This window comes from Capsulimonas corticalis, from assembly GCF_003574315.2.
GTDB classification, from domain to species: Bacteria; Armatimonadota; Armatimonadia; order Armatimonadales; family Capsulimonadaceae; genus Capsulimonas; species Capsulimonas corticalis.
The window spans coordinates 7,104,372-7,125,390 of record NZ_AP025739.1; the positions used below are offsets into that span (position 1 = coordinate 7,104,372).

General features: G+C 56.0%; 21 protein-coding genes and 1 pseudogene. 4 read left to right on the top strand and 18 right to left on the bottom strand.

All coding sequences use genetic code 11. The features are described 5' to 3' along the window. Positions 1 to 20 precede the first annotated feature (20 nt). Entirely contained in the window at positions 21 to 1,448 is a 1,428-nt protein-coding gene (locus D5261_RS31000; protein WP_165864226.1) for an NAD(P)/FAD-dependent oxidoreductase, read from the top strand. A 22-nt stretch (positions 1,449 to 1,470) separates the two neighbouring features. Here the strand turns inward: D5261_RS31000 and D5261_RS31005 are convergent. The 15 genes and pseudogenes from D5261_RS31005 to D5261_RS31075 form a co-directional block, all read right to left on the bottom strand. Next, a pseudogene (locus D5261_RS31005) lies at positions 1,471 to 3,077 on the bottom strand (copper-translocating P-type ATPase); the annotation flags it as partial. 39 nt (positions 3,078 to 3,116) lie between these two features. Then, the gene (locus D5261_RS31010; RefSeq protein ID WP_245992538.1) at positions 3,117 to 4,442 is read right to left on the bottom strand and encodes an IS256 family transposase; all 1,326 of its coding nucleotides are present in this window, start codon (positions 4,440 to 4,442) and stop codon (positions 3,117 to 3,119) included. A gap of 221 nt (positions 4,443 to 4,663) precedes the next feature. Next, positions 4,664 to 6,058: a sugar porter family MFS transporter gene (locus tag D5261_RS31015; RefSeq protein ID WP_119321639.1), complete on the bottom strand. Its 1,395-nt coding sequence runs from the start codon at positions 6,056 to 6,058 to the stop codon at positions 4,664 to 4,666. Between the two features lie 79 nt (positions 6,059 to 6,137). Continuing rightward, positions 6,138 to 6,416 carry a hypothetical protein gene (locus tag D5261_RS31020; protein WP_119321640.1) on the bottom strand — a complete coding sequence of 93 codons (279 nt, stop codon included), beginning with the start codon at positions 6,414 to 6,416 and terminating at the stop codon, positions 6,138 to 6,140. Between the two features lie 339 nt (positions 6,417 to 6,755). Beyond that, a complete protein-coding gene (locus D5261_RS31025) occupies positions 6,756 to 6,995 on the bottom strand; it encodes a hypothetical protein (protein ID WP_119321642.1) in 240 nt (79 codons plus the stop codon). Positions 6,996 to 7,169: 174 nt separating this feature from the next. After that, positions 7,170 to 8,405, bottom strand: a complete 1,236-nt coding sequence (locus tag D5261_RS31030) for a PP2C family protein-serine/threonine phosphatase (protein WP_119321643.1) — start codon at positions 8,403 to 8,405, stop codon at positions 7,170 to 7,172. A 118-nt stretch (positions 8,406 to 8,523) separates the two neighbouring features. Then, a complete protein-coding gene (locus D5261_RS31035; RefSeq protein WP_354673143.1) occupies positions 8,524 to 9,012 on the bottom strand; it encodes a general stress protein in 489 nt (162 codons plus the stop codon). A gap of 106 nt (positions 9,013 to 9,118) precedes the next feature. Further along, positions 9,119 to 9,961, bottom strand: a complete 843-nt coding sequence (locus tag D5261_RS31040) for a PRC-barrel domain-containing protein (protein WP_119321645.1) — start codon at positions 9,959 to 9,961, stop codon at positions 9,119 to 9,121. A gap of 44 nt (positions 9,962 to 10,005) precedes the next feature. Next, positions 10,006 to 10,977 carry an SPFH domain-containing protein gene (locus D5261_RS31045; protein ID WP_119321646.1) on the bottom strand — a complete coding sequence of 324 codons (972 nt, stop codon included), beginning with the start codon at positions 10,975 to 10,977 and terminating at the stop codon, positions 10,006 to 10,008. Positions 10,978 to 11,409: 432 nt separating this feature from the next. Continuing rightward, entirely contained in the window at positions 11,410 to 11,730 is a 321-nt protein-coding gene (locus D5261_RS31050; protein WP_119321647.1) for a hypothetical protein, read from the bottom strand. A 2-nt stretch (positions 11,731 to 11,732) separates the two neighbouring features. Further along, the gene (locus D5261_RS31055; protein ID WP_119321648.1) at positions 11,733 to 12,605 is read right to left on the bottom strand and encodes a PRC-barrel domain containing protein; all 873 of its coding nucleotides are present in this window, start codon (positions 12,603 to 12,605) and stop codon (positions 11,733 to 11,735) included. A 235-nt stretch (positions 12,606 to 12,840) separates the two neighbouring features. Further along, positions 12,841 to 13,338 carry a DsbA family protein gene (locus D5261_RS31060; protein ID WP_119321649.1) on the bottom strand — a complete coding sequence of 166 codons (498 nt, stop codon included), beginning with the start codon at positions 13,336 to 13,338 and terminating at the stop codon, positions 12,841 to 12,843. A 114-nt stretch (positions 13,339 to 13,452) separates the two neighbouring features. Then, positions 13,453 to 14,088 (bottom strand): response regulator, encoded by a 636-nt coding sequence (locus D5261_RS31065; protein WP_119321650.1) that lies wholly within the window; start codon positions 14,086 to 14,088, stop codon positions 13,453 to 13,455. 34 nt (positions 14,089 to 14,122) lie between these two features. Next, positions 14,123 to 15,250, bottom strand: a complete 1,128-nt coding sequence (locus D5261_RS31070; protein ID WP_119321651.1) for a PAS domain-containing sensor histidine kinase — start codon at positions 15,248 to 15,250, stop codon at positions 14,123 to 14,125. A gap of 48 nt (positions 15,251 to 15,298) precedes the next feature. Further along, positions 15,299 to 16,852, bottom strand: coding sequence for a SpoIIE family protein phosphatase (locus tag D5261_RS31075; RefSeq protein ID WP_119321652.1), 1,554 nt, complete (start codon positions 16,850 to 16,852; stop codon positions 15,299 to 15,301). Positions 16,853 to 17,082: 230 nt separating this feature from the next. Here D5261_RS31075 and D5261_RS31080 point away from each other — a divergent pair, with 230 nt between their 5' ends. Further along, positions 17,083 to 17,535, top strand: coding sequence for a hypothetical protein (locus D5261_RS31080; RefSeq protein ID WP_125206002.1), 453 nt, complete (start codon positions 17,083 to 17,085; stop codon positions 17,533 to 17,535). 246 nt (positions 17,536 to 17,781) lie between these two features. After that, positions 17,782 to 18,036, top strand: a complete 255-nt coding sequence (locus tag D5261_RS31085; RefSeq protein ID WP_119321654.1) for a hypothetical protein — start codon at positions 17,782 to 17,784, stop codon at positions 18,034 to 18,036. Positions 18,037 to 18,151: 115 nt separating this feature from the next. Here the strand turns inward: D5261_RS31085 and D5261_RS31090 are convergent, their stop codons facing one another. Further along, the gene (locus D5261_RS31090; RefSeq protein ID WP_119321655.1) at positions 18,152 to 18,598 is read right to left on the bottom strand and encodes a type II toxin-antitoxin system VapC family toxin; all 447 of its coding nucleotides are present in this window, start codon (positions 18,596 to 18,598) and stop codon (positions 18,152 to 18,154) included. Beyond that, a complete protein-coding gene (locus tag D5261_RS31095) occupies positions 18,598 to 18,873 on the bottom strand; it encodes a hypothetical protein (protein ID WP_119321656.1) in 276 nt (91 codons plus the stop codon). The genes D5261_RS31090 and D5261_RS31095 overlap by 1 nt, the downstream gene beginning before the upstream one ends. Before the next feature lie 89 nt (positions 18,874 to 18,962). Between D5261_RS31095 and D5261_RS31100 the strand changes: the two genes are divergently transcribed. Further along, entirely contained in the window at positions 18,963 to 19,487 is a 525-nt protein-coding gene (locus D5261_RS31100) for a hypothetical protein (protein WP_119321657.1), read from the top strand. Between the two features lie 728 nt (positions 19,488 to 20,215). On the opposite strand, the gene D5261_RS31105 is transcribed toward D5261_RS31100, so the two are convergent. After that, positions 20,216 to 20,641, bottom strand: a complete 426-nt coding sequence (locus D5261_RS31105) for a hypothetical protein (protein ID WP_125206003.1) — start codon at positions 20,639 to 20,641, stop codon at positions 20,216 to 20,218. Positions 20,642 to 21,019: the final 378 nt, after the last annotated feature.

Here is a 21,019-nt window from a genome sequence, read left to right on the forward strand (position 1 = left end):
GACAGCAGGGACATGAATTTATGGAACACAAAAAAACGGGCACAGCGCTGGCCGCGCTGCTGGCGGCAGGCGCATGCGCGGCCTACAGTTACGGGCGGATGCAAAAGCGACGGCGTGAGGTTCAGTCTATTCCGAAGGGCGCAAAGATCGTGATTTTAGGAGCCGGATTCGCCGGCATTCATGTGGCGCGGGAGTTGATGCGGCTCATACCGCCGGAGAAGAACGCGGACATCGTGCTGGTCGATCAAAACGATTTTCTCCTATTTACCCCAATGCTGACGGAAACAGCAGGCGGAAGCGTCGACGCGCAGCATATTGTCGCGCGTATCCGGAATATGGCGCCGGGCGTTCGCTTCCAGCAGGGACGCGTGACCAGCGTAGACCTGGAAACAAAGCGTGTAACGATCGAAGTCGGGGGCGAAGACGGTATTCCTGCGGCGATGCGCGATCTCGAAGCGGACCATCTGGTGATCGCCTTGGGCTCCTGCTCCAACTTTCGCGGCACACCCGGGGTTCAGGAACACGCGCTAACGGTCAAGACGGTCGGCGACGCCGCAGCGATTCGAGGCCGCATTGAGGCGCTGCTGGAGCGGGCAACCGACGAGCCGGACGAGGAAATACGCCGGGCGCTGCTCACCATTGTCGTCGCCGGTGGAGGTTACTCTGGGGTCGAGACCATGGCGGCGGTGAACGACCTGCTGCGCGACAGCATGCGTGACTACCCCACCCTGAAGCCGGCGCAGGCCCGGACGATCCTCATGGATCTCGGCGACCGGCTGCTGCCCGAGCTTGGCGAAAAACTGGCATCTTACGCGCAGCGCGAGCTGGAGCATCGCGGCGTCGCCGTGCGCCTGAAGACCGGGATCACCGGCGCGGGCGACGGTTATGTGGAGATCAAGGGAGGCGAAAGAATTGCGTCGCATACGTTGATCTGGGCGGCGGGGGTAAAGCCTAGTCCCATCGTGGAGGCGCTTGACATCACGCAAGGCCGGCATGGCGGCATCATCGTCGACGGTTCGTGCGCCGCTCAGGGCCGCCCAGGCGTCTGGGCTTTAGGCGACTGCGCCGAAATCCCCCATCCGGATGGCAAGGGAACATACGCCCCGACCGCACAAAACGCAATGCGAGAGGGAACCTTGACGGCGCGAAACATTGTGGCGGCCTTGCGCGGCGAGCCGACCAAACCATTCGTTTACACGCCAATGGGGGAGATGGCCTTAGTTGGCCGATACACGGGTGTGGCGCGCGTCTTTGGCCTGCAATTCTCCGGGCCGCTGGCCTGGGCGATGTGGCGGTGCGTTTACCTGGCCAAGATGCCGGGACTAGGCAAGCGGGCTCGGATTTTGGCGGACTGGACTCTGGACGCCATATTTGGGCGAGAGGGCGCCGATTCGATCGCGACGCGAGGAGCTCGAAAATTGGAAGCGCCAGGCGCGTATGAAGACTGATCTTCAGACAGCGGACTAAAAATTATAGTTTTGCATTCTTTAACCTTAATGCGTTCCCAATGACTGAGATGGAGCTCAAGCTCATCGCGGCGCCGGCGATGACCGGACTGAGCAGCCAGCCAAAGAACGGATAAAGCACCCCGGCCGCAATGGGAATTCCCAGGGCGTTTTAGAGAAATGCAAAGAACAAATTCTGCCGGATATTGCGCATGGTGGCGAGCCCGAGCCGGATGGCCTGGGAAATGCCGCGGAGGTCGCCTCGCACAAGTGTGACGCCCGCGCTTTCCATCGCCACTTCGGCTCCCGCGCCCATGGCGATTCCAACATCCGCCGCGCTGAGGGCGGGAGCGTCATTGACGCCGTCGCCGGCCATCGCGACACGTTCGCCTTCGTAAAGAAGTTTGTTGATATAAGCCACTTTCCCAGCAGGCTGAAGGTCCGCCTCTACCCCGTCAAGGCCGAGTTGCTTCGCGACGGCGTCGGCGGTGCGGCGATTGTCCCCCGTAAGCATAATGAGTTTTAACCCAAGCGCGTGAAGGCTCTGAACGGCTTCGACGCTGCTGGATTTGATCGGGTCGGCGACCGCGAGGATTCCCGCTGGTTTGCCATCAATGGCGACAAAAATCGTGGTCTTGCCATCCTCTTGAAGTTTCGTGACCAGAGCTTCAAGCGGCTCCAAGCCCATGACTTTTTCGGCGCGCAGAAAATCTGGTTTACCGACCATGACGATGCGGCTGGCGACGCTTCCAGCGACGCCGCCCGACGTCACCGAACGAAAGTCCATTACGCTGTCCAGTGTGAGACCTCGATCTATCGCGCCCTCCACAATGGCGTCGGCAAGCGGGTGCTCGCTGTTTTGCTCAAGGGAAGCGGCGATTTGAAGGAGAGATTCTGACGTGAAACCATCGGCGGGCAGAACATCCATGAGCCTGGGCTTACCTTCCGTGAGCGTCCCTGTTTTGTCCAGAACGAGCGTGGTGACTTTTTCCAAACGTTCCAGTACTTCGGCGTTTTTCACGAGCACGCCCTCCCTCGCCCCGCGCCCGACACCGATCATAATCGACATGGGTGTCGCCAGCCCCAGCGCGCACGGACATGCGACGATCAGAACCGCGACTGCATTGATCATGGCGTGCGCGAGCTTCGGCTCCGGCCCAAGCCACATCCAGGCGACGAAGGTGAGCAGCGCAATCGCCAGGACGACTGGGACAAAGATGGCCGCGACTTTGTCGGCCACTCCCTGAATAGGCGCGCGGTTGCGCTGCGCCTGGGCAACCATTCCCATGATCTGACCAAGCATCGTGTCGTTGCCGACCCGCTCGGCGCGCATCACGAAACTTCCCAGGCCGTTGACCGTGCCGCCGGTCACTTTCCCGCCGGCGGACTTCTCCACTGGGATCGGTTCGCCGGTGACCATGGACTCCTCCACGCTGGAATGACCTTCGACGACCACGCCGTCCACGGGCGTCTTGCCGCCGGGGAGAACTCGCAGGAGATCCCCGACTTTCACCTGATTGAGCGCAACATCTTCATCACCTTCCAAAGTCACTCGCCACGCGGTAGGCCGAGCAGCGCTTTGATGGTGCCGCCAGTACAGCTGCGGGCTCTGAGTTCGAGCACCTGGCCGAGCGCGGGTCTGTCAAGTAAACTATGCTTTTGCTTTGAGAATTAGTCGTTGAGTTTGCCCCGTCCCTCGAAAACAATCGATAGTTGCGTCAGGATTTGCCCCCAGTGGGCGATCCGCATCGTCCATTTGCGCTGAACGTCGCGCGTTACCAGAAACAGCATATTGAGCAGCGACTGATCCGTGGGAAACACGCTCTTGCCTTTGGTCACCTTGCGGAGCTGGCGGTTGTAGCCTTCGATCATGTTCGTCGTGTACATCACTTTGCGAAGCTCGGGAGCGAACCCGAAGAACGTGGAAAGCTCCGCCCAATTCCTGCGCCAGGGAGCCACGGCCAGCGGATAAGTCTTGCCCCACTCCTGCTCGAACCGACCCAAAGCGACCAGAGCCAACGTTTGCGAAGCCGAAGTATAGATCGCGCGCATCGACGCCACGACCGCTTTAGCATCCTTGTAGGAGACGTAGCGAAGACTATTGCGCACCTGATGGACGATGCACTTCTGGATCAGGGCGCTCGGATAGACCGCCGCAATGGCTTCCGAGAAACCCGTCAGGTTGTCCGTGCAACAGATCAGGATGTCTTCGGTTCCACGGCTCTGGATTTCGGAAAGAGTGGACAGCCAGAACTTCGCGCTCTCCGCCTCACCGATCCAGATGCCCAGCACGTCTTTCATGCCATCCAGATCGACGCCGATCATAATGTAAGCCGCTTTGCTAATGATCCGTCCGTCCTGGCGAACCTTGAAGTGGATCGCATCCAGAAAAACCAGGGCATAGATAGGAGCGAGCGGGCGGCTCTGCCATACCTGGATCAGCAATAGAACTTTATCGGTGAAATTACTGATGAATGTGGGCGAGACTTCGATCCCGTAGAGGTGCTCCAAATGGTCATGAGTATCGCGGGTGCTCATCCGTTTGGCGTAGAGCGCCAGGATTTGGTCTTCGATGCCCGTGACCGTTTTCTGCCGCTTCTTGACGATCTCAGGCTCGAACTCGGCTTCACGGTCGCGCGGCACGGACAGGGAAATGTCGCCATATTCGCTGCGCACTTTCTTGCCGCCATAACCATTGCGGCGATTGTTAGAGCCAAGAAGATTGGAAGCCGATTTTGTCGGCTCATTCTCGATCGAAGCATTGCAGGGCGAGGATTTGCCATTTTTCTCGTATCCCAGATGATGATCCATCTCGCCTTCGAGCATCGCCTGGAGCGCCTGACCGAACAAATCTTTCAAAGCGGACTGAACATCCTCGACCAACCGAAGATTGCCATCGTGGATGAACTGCTTGACCTGATCCTTCGAAAAGAGACTATTCTGATAAATCTGATCGGCCTTCGTAACGCGCTTGGGTTTGGGAACTTTGTCTACCATCGTGTGCCTGCCCTTCTTGCTCTATTATGAAGCAAATTTGAAGTCTAGGCAAAAGCACACTTTAGTTTACACTCCCTTATTCAGTGTTGCATTGGTTCATTATGATTTCCTCAAAACTTCGCGATCGGATATAAATTGATCTTCATTCACATGTAAGTCCTATTCAATTGGAATACTAGCTTGCCGATCCAGAGCCAGTATTACACTCCTTACCGCCGTCATCATAACGCCCGCGCCGACTTTCCTGATCGAAAGTGCGCTTCGATCTGTTCGAGAGTCTTGCCCTTCGTCTCCGGCACTAGATAAAATGCAAAGAACCATGCAACCAGGCTGATACCGCCGAACAGCCAGAAAGTGGCCGGTTTACCAAGGCTGTGGGTGAGCGTCAAAAACGACACGGCGACGAGTAAGTTGGCGCTCCAGTTGGCGACCGTACCAACGCTCATCGCGCTGCCACGGATATTTAGGGGATAAATCTCGGAGAGAAGCAGCCAGAAGACCGGCCCCAGCCCTACCGCGAACGAACCGACGTACACCATGAGGCTCACCACGGCGATCCATCCCAGGCAGCCGGACAGCTTCGGAAGCGCAAACGCTAGTCCCAATGCGATGAGGCTGAGCGTCATTCCCGCGAGGCTGACCAGCAGGAGCGGACGGCGTCCAACCCGGTCGATGAGCTGCATCGCCACGACGGTGAATATGACGTTGACGATCCCCACACCGACGCTTGCGAGAATCGCCATGGAAGTCGAAGATAACCCCGCGAACTTAAAAATGGTCGGGGCGTAATAAATGACTGTGTTGATGCCGGTAATTTGCTGCAGAACCGCCAGTCCGATACCCACAATCATTGCCGAACGTAAGAGTGGCCTGAGCAACTCAGACCAGTTTGCCTTTTGCTGTCCCACACTCTTCTGAATATCTCTGAGTTCGCCCTCGACCTGTTCTGACCTGCGGATTAGCTTGAGCACATCGCGGGCCTCATCCAGGCGTCCGCGCGTGACAAGCCATCGCGGACTGTTGGGAATAAACAGAAGCCCGATGCCGAACGCGGCGGCCGGGATGACCGCCAGCGCAAACATCCACCGCCACGCCTCTGCCGCCGCAAACGCGTAGTCGACGGCATAGGAGATGACGATGCCGACGGTAAGAGCGACCTGATTGATGGCGACAAGTCTGCCCCGGATTTCGACCGGCGCGATCTCCGAGATGTAAAGCGGCGCGACAAACGACGCGACGCCGATGGAGGCACCGGCAACGAGTCGGGCGGCGATCAGCCACAGGACGCCTGGCGCCAGAGCCGCGCTGACGGCACCGATCGCGAAAACGATAGCAGCGGCAATCAGCAGTCTGCGCCGGCCAAGTCGGTCGGCTAGCAATCCTCCGCCAGCGGCGCCGACAAGTGAGCCCAGTAACACCGAACTGACAACGATCTCCTCCATCCCTGGGGACAGATGGAATTCTTTCTTGATAAACAGGATCGCTCCGGAGATTACGCCGATGTCGTATCCAAACAGCATGCCGCCAAGCGCCGCGACAGCGGTGGCAAGATAGACCAAACGCATCCCGTGCGCCTGAGGCTTGGTCGCGACAAGGTTCTGAGTCTTACTCGCCATTGGCCTCGCTCCTTTCCGCGGCAACGGATGTATTGCTCTGTAAAGAGATTATCCTGACCACAAAGTGCGCGCCTTCCCATTATGAGGAGCCCGCCGAATTTTCAAGTAGCATTCGGTCGAGCTTCAGGGCGAGTTGTATAATCAGGGCATGCTGATCGGAGAAGTTGGTTGCGACTACGATCTTGGCTTGTGCGGTTTCCTGTTTCAGCCCGGCGAGAGCAGTTGAGTCAAGGCCCGCGCTCGCGGCATGCACGCTACTGAGGGATTTCGCAGCCTTCTGCATGTCACTATTCGCCGTGCCGAAGTTCCTGCTATCCAGATCCGTTGCCGCGCGATAGACCGAGCCACGGGCAGCCATAAGATGAGCGCGGCTGTCCGCCGCAACGAGCTACGTTCGGACTGATTGCAATTGAGTCTCGTAAGCGGACTTCTGGGCGTTCATCGCCCCTCGCCCTTGGACCGCGCCAGCGAAGTAACATAATATCGCAACGAGAGCGGCAAGTTCGAATCCCATGAGTGTTCTATGCCGGTTAAGGAAATCGAATACCTTTTGAGGCCCGGTTTCTGTTTGATCGTTGTTCATGTTTATCCTATTACTTATGCTAAAACATCCGTCCGACGACGATCCTATATCTCATTCACGCTGCTGGTGTCGGCACAAACGACACCGGCCTATCTGTCTGTGAGACGCCAAGCGCTAGCTTAACTCATTGTCGCTGAGGTATGCGTGTTCAGAAAGTTCCGACCACGCCGGGGATTTCGGCGCGTATACGGCTACGCGGCCGTCAAGCGAGGCGGGCAGGACATCGGCCCGCGTCAGCACGATCAGCCTTCCCGTTTCTATTTCAACATAGGATCCAGCAGGCGCAAGCGTGCCAGCGGTGATCGTAGTTTCGATGTCTCCAAGCTCGAAACGCTTCGAAGTGTAGATTGACAATGCGGTTCTCCTAATAGCTAGACAGAGTCAAGCTGGTCTCACAGCTCACAACTAGTTCTGCGGCGATGCAACCGTGATATTCGCTTCCCGAACGTCCTGCACGAGATGGAATCAGTCCAGGTCATTCTGAACCTGCATAGTGAAGCGTATTTCGGTCGCGCCATAAAAAGTCATTTATTGACGACGGGCGAGCAACAGACAAACATCGTCGCGCAAGTGGCCACCGGCGAATTCCCGTGCGCCGTCATAAATGGATCGGATCAGGTCGAGTGATGAGGCGTGCGGTCCGCCCTTTTCCGCAAGCGCCGCCATCCCCGCGATACCTAAAAACGAAAGTCCACGCCGCGCCTCAGTAATTCCATCGGTCGCCATCAAAACTGTCTCCCTAGGCGCAAGCAGGCGACTGGCCAAAATATATGTCTCGTCCGACTTGACGCCAAGAGGCATGCCTCGGCACTCAATCTGCTCCACCGCGCCGCTCGCCCGCAAGATCAGAGTAGCCTCAGCGCCGGCTGAGGAGAATCGGGCTTCACCGGTGGCGATATTCACGACGACCAGAGCCAGGATAATGAACGTTTCCTCGTTATTCTTATCGAGCCGGTGCGTTTCGCGAACGATTTCGTTGAGATGGGCCAGGGCAATCTCCGGAGAATGATATTCATGCAGGAAAGCGCGCAGTGCATATTTGACCTCAGCCGTGCGCCCAGCGGCGAACAACCCCTTGCCTGACACGTCACCGACAACCAGCGCGACCTCGCACTCACTCAAGGCGAAGGCGTCAAAAAAGTCGCCGCCAACCTCTGCTTCGTGAAGCGCCGCCTCATAGAGCGTCTCTACCAAGAGTCCGGGAAACTTACCTGATGGGGACGACTGCAGCATGGCGCGCTGCAGCGTCGCGGCGATGCGTTCGTTTTTGGTGGCGGTGGCGACGAGTTCAGCTTCCGCCTTCTTTCGGTGGGTAATGTCGCGGATATTGCACTGAATTACCGTTTCGCTGCCTTCCTGGTAGAGATTGCTAACGAACTCCACTTGACGTGTCTCAGATCCTCGAAACACCAGAGGCAAATTCTCGTACCGGATAGAACCATGCTGTTTCAATTTTTGAAAAGCGTCTCGACTGGCTTTCTGGTCCTTGATCAGACCGATCTCCCAGAGTTCCTTGCCCAGCAGCTCATCATGAGAGTAGCCTAGCAGCTCGGTCATGAAGGGGTTAGCGTCGGTAATCCGCCCATGATCGGCTTCTAGCAACAGGATGCCGTCGCGAGCCGCCTCAAAGAGACGCCGGTATCGCAGTTCCGAGACCTTCAAGGCATCCGTGCTGGTCTCCGCCGTAGCCAGCGTCGGGTGGGTGTCCAAGGCAAACGGCGCGCCGCAGGACAGATCATTCGATATTGTGGGCGGGTCGATCATAGCCAAAATTTCTGTTTTCTGCCGCTCGATTGCGGCTGGTATAGAAGGTCACCGCCCGAACCACGACATTCGGCGCGCTCTGTCTGAACACCCACGCATCGCCGATGATGAGAATTTTCTAAGTTGCGGTGTGTGTCTCAAGATGCATTTGATCGGTGCCTTTCAGGATTTCATGAGCCCGGGCAGTGTCGCCCAGGCCACCATGGGCGACCACAAGAAACTCGCCGGCCTGGAGGCGGTCCCGATATTTTAGAGCTTGATCTCTCGCGACTCCAGAGGCAATTAACCCGTCAATAAGTGCGCCAACTCCAGCTCCGCCAACAGCGCCGGCGATGAACCCGGAGAGAGGTCCCATAACCCATAAGGCGCCAACCACAGGGAACACGAAGAAACCCATCGCCCCCAGCATCAAGCCAAAAATCCCGCCGAACCAGGCGCCTTGCCGTGCGCCCGCAAGCGCGGCGTCCGAGGGCTTATAGAAGCCCTGGATATCCTCACGTGTTTCAAAATTACGTCCGATAATCGAGATCCTGGCCACGAGAATGCCGTCTGCGGCGAGCCGTCGGACGGCGGCTTCTGCCTCGACGTGAGTTCGAAAACTGGCGATGACCGCCTCGCTGTACTAGTTAGGTTGTGTTTTTGAGAGTGTGGTGTTCATTGTTAGTATCTCCTGGCTCGATTCGTCGGTTTCTTTACGAGACTAAATCTTATGGTCAACGGCTGCTTGTTTCGACTTCGACAGCGGATGTCATTCGGCCTGACAACATTTCCGAAGGCGCACGGCGCTGCCGGGTATAGTAAGCGAGCAATTCCTCCTCGAATTGAGGGCTGATCGGCTTACCGGAATCCCACTCGGGCGCATTTCGAACCTGATCGCACGTAATGTCCACCGTCACGGTGTGGTCTACCCAGATCGTCAGTCCGATCCAGTCATGCGGAAGCAGAACCTTTTTCCCTGGCCACCAGTCGCGTGTATCTACCGCAAGGAAACGCAGTTTCCATACGGTATCATCGACGATGAAGTCCTCGACATGGCCGATATGGCCGTCCTGCGCAGCGATTTTATATCCACTGACTTCCTTGGTGCTGCGAAGATGCGGATCACCCCGGTCACGCGCCGACTCGTGGCCCCTTGCTCTCTCGTTCTCGGCCTGCGGCGACATGCCGGCTTCGTTCTCTTTGGCCACCATCACCGCCCCCGGAACGCCCGTTCCGCCGGTGAGGCCCATGCCGCCCCAATAGAATGGCCATGCGTAATAGTCGTAATACTCCGTCTCCCATTGGCGCGACACGGGCTCATTCGTTTCAATTCCCGGGCTCTTTTCAATCTGGTCGCGAGTTAAATTGACGTTGAGCACGCGGAGATCCCAATCCAATACACCCAGCGCGGCAGGCGCGATCAGTACCTTACGGCCATCAAGCCACCCTCCCGTGTCCACGATCAGGTAACGGACCGTCCACTGCTCTTCATCGAACAGGATTTCATCGATTTTTCCGATTTCCCCATCAAGCGCCCGAAGGGCATTTCCATGCAGATCTTTGACTTGGATTAACATATCGTGTTTCCTTTCTTACTGAGGCATTCTCCGATTCCGTCAGGTTACATTGGCGACGTTCCTAAAAGCTCGGCGTCCGCTATGGGCGTCACTCCGTTCGCGTGCGCTAATCCGTTTGCGGCCACCGGAGCCGGTGTTTCCATCGGAGCGGCTTTTGCGCCCTCCTGCCCTATCCCCATCGTCAATGCCGTCAAACCCGCAAGACCGCCGAGCTGCATGGATTCGACCGCCGTGCTGGGAACGATGACGATGGTCGAGTTCTGTTTCAGACCTTCATACAGCATGTTCATCGCTCGCAAGTGGAACGCGACGGGATTATTGGCGTAGGTCTTGGACGCTTCACCGAACTTCTCGGGCACCTGCCGCTCCGAGTCGCCGAGGATAACGCGCGCCTGACGCTCCCGTTCTACTTGAGCTTGCATCGACATCGCGCTCTCCAGCGACGGCGGAATCAAGACATCCTTGACTTCCACGGAGATCACCGTAATGCCCCAGGGCTCCGTACGGTCGTCGATGATCATCTGTAACCGAGCGCTGATCGTGTCCCTACCCTCCAGCATATCGGCGAGCATCGTCTTGCCGATAACATCGCGCAGGGCCGTCTGGCACGCCCAGCCAACCGCCGCCTGATAGTCCGCCACATCCAGGGCCGCCTTCTGAGGATCCAGAACCTTCCAGAAGAGAACTGCGTCCACGTCCACCGTATCTTTCGTCAGCGTCTTTTCCGCCTTAAACGACATCGTGATCACCCGCGTATCGATCCAGTACACAATGAAATCCACAACGGGAACGATGAAGAACAGCCCCGGTCCCCGCAAGGCCTGGAAGCGCCCCAGGCGCAGGACCACCGCCTTGTCCCACTGATTGGCGACCTGGAGGGACGAGTACACAATACACGCTAAAACAAACGCCAGTACGCCAGCCGTGATATTTGGCAAGCCAGGCGACGGCCCGCCGATGGCGAAGGAAATACTCAGTCTCACGCCTAAGATAACGATGACCGCTAATGCTGACAACTAACTTGCTGATTTCGTACGACTAACTCCTGCGACGCACCCGGTTACGTGGACTTTGAGAGGCGGTATTGCTCCGGGGGATAACACTGAGAAAGATGAGCGAGTACGGCCCGCTGCTGGAGCCTGCGCATATTTTACAGGCGCCTATTGGAATCAGTATGGAGCATGGCGCCCCCCATGTCGCCCGTCCAGGGTAGGACTGTAAACACGACCTAATGATGGTCTGATGCCTGTCCTTAAGGACAGGCTCTGGCCCCATCTCACGGTCAGGTGACCGTCAGTATCAGGTTTAGAGATTTGAGATTATGCGAACATCTTTTGTGACTGACTTTCGGAATGCGTCCTTCAGGCGTAACCGCACCGGTGCCATCAGCATGGCCCTTCATTGATCTGCCGCTGGCGACAAGTCGACGCCGGCTTGGGCCTCAAGTGTTATCGTCCCGGGCTGTACTCATTAGCAACGCCGCCGATAGGATAAAACCATCTCGTCACGGATTGACACCATTGCAGGACGCGACGGGTGCTTGACTTAGTCGGTTGCCCGATTCCTGGCGCATCGACTTTGTTCTCCGATAAGGCGCCGCGCCATCCGCAGTTGTAACATTCCAGGGTTAAAATGTGGTTGAGCGTACCGCACAATACACAGAAACCAGCGCCAGGCTCCGTCAAGGGCGATGGAATGACCGTAAGCCGCTGGCTGTTGGCGGTCAGCGCAACTTCCGGCGCCGTGATTTCTTTCAGAGTTTTATCCATGGTTATTGTCTCTCCGAATACGACCGACCGGCGGACGCTTGCCGTTCGTTCCTGTGTGCGACGGGCCGTTCATCCACCTCAAGGCGCTGCTCGCCATAGTAGACGGCAAGTTCATACTCGAAGGCTGGGCTGATCGGCTCATGCGCATTCCAACTCGGTCCATTACGAACCTGGACGCGTGTTACTCCAACGTTAACGGACCGGTCCGGCCATTGGGTGCTGATGATCCATTCGGGTGGCAGGAGAACTTTCTTACCTGGCCACCAATCTCGTGTGTCAACGGCGAGATAGCGGATCAACCAACTGACCTCGTCGATAATCAAGTCTTCGACATGCCCAATGTGACCGTCCTCGGCAACGATGCCGTATCCGGTTACTTCGCGCGAGCTGCGCAGGTGAATGTCATCGTTTTTGTCCGGATTATCGCCGCCTCGCGCCCGCGCCTCCAGAGCCTGCGGCGAGGCTGCGTTGATTGCGGTTGTGACCGAGTACACTGAGCCGGGATTCCCTGCTGCCCACGACAATCCCGCGCGGTTAGCAAGCCCCATCCCAGTCCAGTAATACGGCCAGCCGTAATGGTCGTAGTATTCCGTTTCCATCTGGCGTGAAACGGGCGCGTCCATATCGATTCCTGGACTGTCCTCCACTTGGTGATGTGTCAAGTTGACATGCCATTCGCGTGTAGTCCAATTCATGTCGCCGAACGCCTTTGGCGCAATCAGCACTTTACGCTCATTGAGCCAGCCGCCGGTGTTCACCACCAGGTAACGGACTATCCACTGATTATCGTCGAACAGGATCTCATCGACACTGCCGATCTCTCCGTCTCGTGCGCGAAGTTTCACCCCGTGCAGTTCTTTAACTCTCCTCAGCATGTTGCGATATCCTTCCTTACTCTCACGACGGACTTAAACACAGTATGGAGCGCGGAAGATGCTCTGTCGCCCGCCCTTAGTTCTGGTGTAAACCAGACAAAAGGACAGCCCTTGGGCTGTCCTGAAGATTAGGCGATGACCTAACCTCGTGGTTAGGTCATCGCCTGAGGTAGGTTTAAAATTTGGTGGTCTGATGAACGAATACCGCGAAAACATGCGAGATGCGCGGTGACGTTCAGTTGTCGTCCTGCGGGATCTCTTCCCAGTCATCCAGTCGGCGGGCGCCGTTTATGAAGAACGCGGGGGCGCCGGTAACGCCGCTGTGTACGCCGCTCTCCCGATCCTGGCGGACGTGCTCGCCGGAAACATGCCCTGTCATGTCACGAAGAAACTGGTCCATATCTAGCCCCAGATCACGCGCGTACTCGACAATGTGTCCGCTGCCGAGCGCGGATTGATGCTCAAAGAGCGTGTCGTGCATCTCCCAAAACCTGCCCTGCCGACCGGCCGCCTCCGCCGCTTCGGCGGCATGCGCGCGAAGGCCAGGTGTTGGAAAGTGACGGAATACGAACCGCAATCGGCAGCCCATCCGGGCCTGATAGGATCTGATCCTTGGCTGGGCGTCGGCACACTTTGGGTCCGCGTAATCACCGTATTCCAGAAGAGTGACGACCGCCTCTGTTGGTCCTTGAGAGTGGTCTCGGTCGCTGATAGGCAATGACAACTTGTCCATAATTCAGTATGGAGCATTCTAGGCTTTCAGTCGCCTATCCCCAGGTCTGATATCAGCAATACAAAAGGACAGTCTCAAGACAGTCCTTTTGGTTGGGATTTCCATGATCCTGGATCAATCCAAGCTCGCCAGGCCGCGTTTGAGCGCTGTAATCACCGCTTGGGTGCGATCCCCCGCGTTGAGCTTACTCAGAACGTGACCGACATGGAACTTGACCGTACTTTCTGCGATGAAGAGCGCCCGGGCGATCTCCTGATTACTCATGCCCCGGACCATAAACCGCAGCACTTCCAGCTCCCTGTCGCTCAGCTGCTCGTAGATAATCCGGCTGGCGAGCTTCGCTCCCACTTCAGAGGAGACAGGGGTTTGGCCAGCGTGGACAGCGCGGATCGTATCCACGAGAACATGCCGGCCGACATCCTTGAGAAGATAGGCTTTGGCCCCCGCCTGCAGCCCGCGATAAATGTCTTCATCCGCGTCGTAGGTGCTCAGGATAATCGCGCGGGCCGCCGGAGACTGCGTTCGGATGGCGCTGATAGTTTCCACACCGTTCATCCCCGGCATACGCAAATCCATCAGCGTCACATCTGGGCGATGCTCTCGGTAGAGACAAAGCGCTTCCGTGCCTGAGCTAGCCTGACCGACTACGATCATATCGTCCTGCTCTTCGATGACTCCCGCCAGGCCGTCACGGACGACAGGGTGATCGTCCGCGATTAGGATGCGGATCTTACACACATCGTCGTGCATGCCGCTGCTGCGAGCGTAATCGACGCGTGCTGTATTAATATCCATTTGGGTTTGTTTGTGGGGAAATCGGCACGATCAGGTCAATCGCCGTTCCCTGTTTCGAATGACTGACGATGGACAGTGTCCCCTGGGCTTTTTCTGCGCGCTCTCGCATACCGATCAGGCCAAATCGCCCGGCTTCGGACAGACTGGGATCGAATCCGCGCCCGTCATCGTGTACGCAAAGCCGGACGGCGCCCGCTTCAAAGGACAGCTTTACGAATATCTCCCGCGCCTGCGCGTGTATGACGGCGTTCCCAATGGCCTCCTGGCCGATCCGAAGCAGAAAATGTTCGATTGACGGCGGTAACGGGTAAGGGATGCCTTCCAGCAGATAACGGCCCGCAGTCGCCGTTCCCAGGACCCGCTGTGCCAGGAAATCAGCCAGCGCCTCGCTCAAGGGGGCCGCCTCCAGCGTCGGCGACCGCAACGCCTCGACGGAACGCCTCGCCTCATTCAAGCTCTCATGGGCCAGGTCGCGCGCTTTTCCGATGCGCACTTGGACCTTTCCTAATTGGGTCTGACACACAGCAAGGCGGGCCTGACTGGCGGCAAGAGTGTCGGACAAGATCGGCTCAGGCTCCCTGGAGAGAACCGCATCCGCCGCTTCCAGCTGCGCGGCGATTCCGGTAAAGCCCTGTGCAAGCATGTCATGGATCTCCCGCGCCAGCCGACTGCGCTCCTCCAATACGGCCAACTCGGCGGCTTGACGCCCATGCTTGTCGGCGGCAGCAACAAGTTCCACTTCCCCGCGCTTTCGTTCGGTAATGTCACGAACGTTACACTGAATGACCGTGTGATCACCCTCGGGATAGAGGTTGCTGACAAACTCCACCTGGCGGCTTTCCCCACGTCGGTTCTCAAGCGGCAGGTCCTCGTACCGGATGTAGCCCTCCCGCTTTAGTCTAAGGAACGCCTCCTGGCTGGCCCCCTTATCGCGCAGAAGCCCAATCTCCCATAGTTCCTTGCCCAAAAGCTCCTCATGCGAATAACCCAGAAGTTCCGTCATGAACGGGTTAGCATCGGTGATTCGGCCGTGATCGCTGTCCAGGAGGAGGATGCCATCGCGAGCCGTCTCGAACAGTCGGCGGTACCGCAGTTCCGAAATTCTCAGGGAGTCCATGGGTGGTGCCGTAACTTTCCTAGCAGCATCAGTGTGTCTAACATACAGTCAGTCTTTGCGCACCAATACCAACCAGGTATCATCACGAAGTTCTCCATGAGCAAAATCGAGAGCGCCCTGGAGTATTGCCTCACCCATGCTTTGCAGCGTCTCGCCGCAATGCTTCACCGCCAATTCCCTCACACCATCATCCCCCAGGAAATCTTTGCCATACCGAGCTTCAGTAATCCCATCCGTCATCATCACGAGCGTATCTCCCGCCCCAAGTTGGAACTCCACATGATTGTAAGTAGGCTTTGGCTGCATATTCATTCCCAGCGGCTGCCCCGAAGCCTTCAAAACGTCGATAGCGCCACTGGCGCGGACCAACAACGGGCACTCCATTGCTGCAACAGCGAGAAACCCTGCTCCCGTTTGTCTATTAATTACTGCGAGTGACAGGCACACAGGCGTATCGTCGCCTTCCGTGTTGACGCCTTCCAAAAACAGTCGATTGCTCTGTGAGATATACTCGTTCATCTGATGCAGAATACGTGATGGATGCTCATGCTCGCGGACATAAGCCCGCAGAGTGTGCTTGAGTTCCGTGGTAAAGACGGCGGAATGCAGGCCATGCCCCATCACGTCGCCACAGACCAGAGCGACGTGTCCTCGGTCAAACGCAAATGTGTCCCAGAAGTCACCTCCGACAAGGGCCTCATCGGAGGCGGTAGAATAGATCGTATGGACCAAGAGGCCAGAAAAGGCATCTTCGTTTGGCCGAAACAACATCGTACGCTGTAAGTCAGCAGCAATCTTTTTGTCTTGCTCCTGATCGGCGGCGGTTTTGGCTTCCAACAATTTACGCTCAGTGATATCGCGAATATTGCATTGAATGACCGAGCCATTACCTTCTTGGTAAATATTGCTGACGAACTCTACCTCGCGCTGATTAGCTCCTTCGCTTTCGAGCGGTAGATCCTCGTATCGGATATAGCCGTTTTCTTTCAACTGCTGGAAAGCGTCCCGGCTGGCCGTTTCGTCTTTTAGGAGACCAATCTCCCACAGTTCCTTGCCCAGGAGTTCCTTATGAGAATAACCAAGAAGCTCTGTCATAAACGGATTGGCGTCGGTGATCTTTCCATGTTCACTGTCCAAAATCAAAATGCCATCGCGAGCCGCTTCAAAAAGTCGTCTGTACCGCGTTTCTGAGATTATCAGTGCCTCGCGCGCTCGCACCCGCTCGGTAATGTCTTCGATAGCGACTACGAGAAGCGCCGCACGGCCATCTGCTTCAAACGACTCGCGAGCATTGATGAGCATCACACGAGGACCGATTTGCGGAAAATTGATGGCAACTTCAAAATCGTCGAATGAGTTGTGTTCCAGAAGGATGTTATTGAGAAGATCGATCAGTTCAGGGATATTCCAATGACCATTGCCGAGTTCAACGAGGAGTTTCATTTCCGTTTCTTCTGCTGTTACTTGAAAGGTCTTATAGAAGGCGCGATTCGCGGATATGACTCGGAGGTTAGTATCGAGGATTAGCAAGGGGTCACGGACGCTATCGCCGATATTTATGATGTGTGTGAAACTTTGTACTGGCAATTCATCGTGTCCCATCGGCGGCCTCAAACTTGTATGACAAGATAATAAAAACCTATACCCAAGGTATGAAATTGCAAACCATCACGCACGCGAGCACTGGGATAAACCACGGCGTTTACAAGTCTTGTCATACAATTTTTCAAAGACTGAGATCCTGGGTATCTCTTTATTGACACACCAATGCACCGAATAAATCGGTTCACTGCATTGAGGCATTGCGAGCCGATATTATGAGGATCGCCAGCATGGACATTCGGGACAAGGCGCTTTTAGCTCCACAAAATTCGTCGCCCAGCCAGGCGAGCGACGATATTCGGCATACCTTCCCCAAAAATACTTTGGATAATATTCTCCATCCACTTCTTGTGCTGGATGAGAATGCCAATATTTGCGCGTTCAACCAAGCATATAGCACGGCGTGCAGCTCAATGGGAGCACCCCTTGTTGCGGAATCCGTATATAGCGTTCATCAAGGCCGATGGAATATACCAGAACTGCGCATCCTTATGAACAAAGTGACAATTCAAGGGCATCACTACGCCATTGTCAAAGTTACCAGCAGCTTCTTCGGGACTGACCTGAAGACGGGTGTTTTCTATGCGCGACAAATCAAGCGGTGCGAGAGCACTATGATTCTACTTTCTATCGAAGATGCAACGGCGTACTACGAAAGGCCAACAGATACGTTCCATTCATAGGCTCCTCGTAAAAGTTGGCTGCTTCTGATGTGGTCTTGGACCTGGGGCGCGGAAAGGCTACGTCCACCCTGGGTGATTGCTGGTGCTGACACTGACGGCGCTATCCCTGCTGTTCTTCAAATCGCATCTGTCCCGTCGGGCCATCATTATCACCCTCTATGTGGTTTTCGCTACTGTCCGCCTCTGGTGGCCGTGACGAGATAGGACAAGTCTCTTCCTGCCGTTCCGCAGATGGAATGAGATAATATGCTGGATAACAAATGCGCCAAGGCCCGCTTCGCCCCGTCCCTTACCAGCACTATTGAAGACGCACGGATCGCGCCCAACGCGCCTACCGCAATGACGCACGACGGCGCCAATCCCTTTCGCTCCCTGCGCATCTTAGTAAAGGGAGGTTATATCTATCTGCGCGAGGTCGTCTTCAGCGAAAGGGCATGCCAAAATTACAGCTACATCTATATTTGGAGTGACCGGTATAAGCGACACTCTGGATTGCCCTGACTGATTGGCCCAGAGCGAGGAGAAACTACGTCTTATGCAGAGCACAATTCACGGCGACGAAATTTGCAGCAAGAAAAGACCGCCCCGGCATGGGACGGTAGGAATTGGAAGGGGATTAAGGTTTCTGCAAAAGATCTGAGGGCGAAATGGCGACAATACCAAATCGGTTGAAGTGTCTTACGTTAAATGTAAGCAAATGCATGACGCCATGCGTCAGCATCGCGGCCGCAATTCGGGCGTCATGCACTTGGACGCCACTCACGCTGCAATTAGCGACGAGCTTTCGCCACTCTGTATGCACAGCCGGCGTATCTTCCAGGAGTGGAAACAGGGCCTCGATTTTGCCGACCTCGGCGTCGGCCTGGGCGGGCGTAAGGCCGAGGCCGTTGACATTGGCGGGTCGGGTCGCACCGTTCCAGAACTCGACAATATTTTGAGGAAGAATATAGAGATCTTCGCCTTGAGAGCGAAGGATTTGCACCGCCGCGCGAGCCTGCGCGCACATTGGAGTCCCAGGCTCGATCCAGCGCAGCAGGATATTCGTGTCAAGACAGTACGCCATCAGGGGCGCCCCTCGTAGAACGACTCGCGATCAAACGCGTCCGCAGGAAGCGGATTGCGCTGTGCGTGGCCTTCTAGCCAGCCGCTGAATTCCCGATTCCATTCCTCAGGCGTCGCCGTGGCGTAAAACGGCAGGGGCGATTGATCAGAAGCGCCATTCTCTGCCCCGAGATGCTTCGTGAGTATCTGTACCGCGTAATCCGCCGGCTCAACGCCATGGCGTTGAGCCTCCTGAGCCAAACGCCGCTCGACAGCGGGGGCATTGATGAAAATCATTGCCATTGTTCTCCTTTTCTAGGATTTCTAGCAGGGGCAAAATTGCCGGAGCCAAAGATACGATACCATGACCGTACGAGAGAGTCAACATGTCGGCATTTCAGTCTGTCCGCGATTATCTTAGATTTATTTTAATGTATTTTGCTTTAATTGTGGCTATGTCTGATGAAGCCATTTCTTCTTCCACAGTCCGTGTCTGGATTATTGACGACGACATTCAGTTTTGCAGAGACCTGGTTGCTCTATGGCGTGAACGTGCGCCGCGCGATCAGACTGAGTTCCACCTATATCCCACAGCAGCCGAGGCGCTGCACGCCTTTCGAGATCACCAACACAACGCAACACCTCACGCCATATTGATCGACGGCTATCTGGCGAGGGACGACGGCGATCTCAGGTACGGCGCGAACGTCGTGAGACGGATACTAAAGGGCGACATCACACCGTTTCCAATTTTAATTGGATTCAGCGCCGATACTTATGCAAATGACGACATGGTGGCGGCAGGCGCTATCAAGGCGTTCCAGAAGATCAAATATACGGAATTGATCGTGTATCTTCAGAGCCAGCTTCCTCCTCACCCACTAAGAGGACAGAAGCAATGTCTCACATAGCAAGCGTCAATCGGGTAATTTTGCCGACTATTTGGAAAAAGCGCCTGTATAATGGTGAATGGCAGTGGCCCCGTTCCATCTCCTGCCCTTCGGGCTCAGGCGTCCACGGGATTTCGGTTCCCCGGTTGTCTTCCTATCCGGATTGCCCTCGGCGGCCATCAGGAAGGCCTGCCGGACAGAGCGCCCCAAGACCTCGACATTTGTTCGCTGTGTTTTCATGCCCGCTTATTACCTGAGCGCGATGGACATTCCTAAGTCCATGAGTGGTTTCTCGGGAAGCCGTACAACGAAGCATCCCTCAAGCAGAGCAGATATGTAGCCGGATGCTGCGGACATCGCGGCATCTTCGCCAGAAGCAGTAATTCATAACAAGCCGCCTTCCATAAGAAGGCGGCTTGTTGTGTTCTTGCGGCCTACGTCAGTTGAACCTCTTCCGCCTTCATGGCCGCAGGCTCGCCGGCCGATGGAGGCAGACTATGAGCGTGGCATCGGACGGAAGCCTGACACGCATCCTCCCGGGATAGATGGGACAGTTGAGAACGAAGCCTCAACGAAAGTGGCCAAGCCTTCTTCCTCAGCAAGAAACCCGAATTCAGGGAATAAAACGTAATATATGTACGGCTTCGTTCGTATCTCGGACCGTCGCGAATTCCAAATGAAACAATGACGAACAGGCATTGCTACCGAAACGACATAACTTGGACTTTCAGAGCTTTGATGTCCTGTCCCTACTGCCGCATATCTTGCATCTCCAACAGGACAACAATCTGGTCAAACGCTGCCTGCAACCGTAGCTCGAACTGTTCTGAGGTCACGAACATCCGCAGCGAGGCCAAACCCGATATTTGCAGATCGTAGTGAGGTCGAGGGCCACGCACGAACCGCGTCGCAATTATGATTTGACCGCCCGGCGCTTCCATGCGGATACAGGGATCCTTGTCGTTTGAGCCAGCAAGCACCTCATCGATATTATGCGATATCCCGCTGAGGCGTTTCAGGCCCGCTATGCCTTTTGCGCAATCGTACATCTCACGGATGAGGCGCAGCTCCGGCTTGACGCCGAATAGCTCCTCGCTTCGATCCTGAGAGCGCTTCACCTCGGTTACAGAGACTGCAAGAACAAAGGGTTCATCAATAGATGATGGCTGGAACATGGATTGACGTTAGGGGTTGGAAGACCACGGCGAATCTAGCAGGGACCGGCGGCAGAGTCAACAACGCTCTTCACTCGATACTGTTATGTCGTTATCGAGGGTGCGAGTGGCGGCGCTTCGATCCAGCGGCGAAACATAACACCTTTTGGTTACCCGCCGATAGCTCCAGCCGGCTCTTACGCCACGAAGGGACCAGCAGCAGATAGAGCTGGCACCAGCTCTATTATAGAAATTTACGCTTATGCCTGCCGTTGCAGCTTATCTAAGTATCCACAAACCGAGGATACGAGCATCAACTAACTATGGCTCCGTCAAACCACTCCCACACGATGCGGGGCTTAACCTGGGGAACGAGTAGTCCCCCTCCCTCACCAGAGT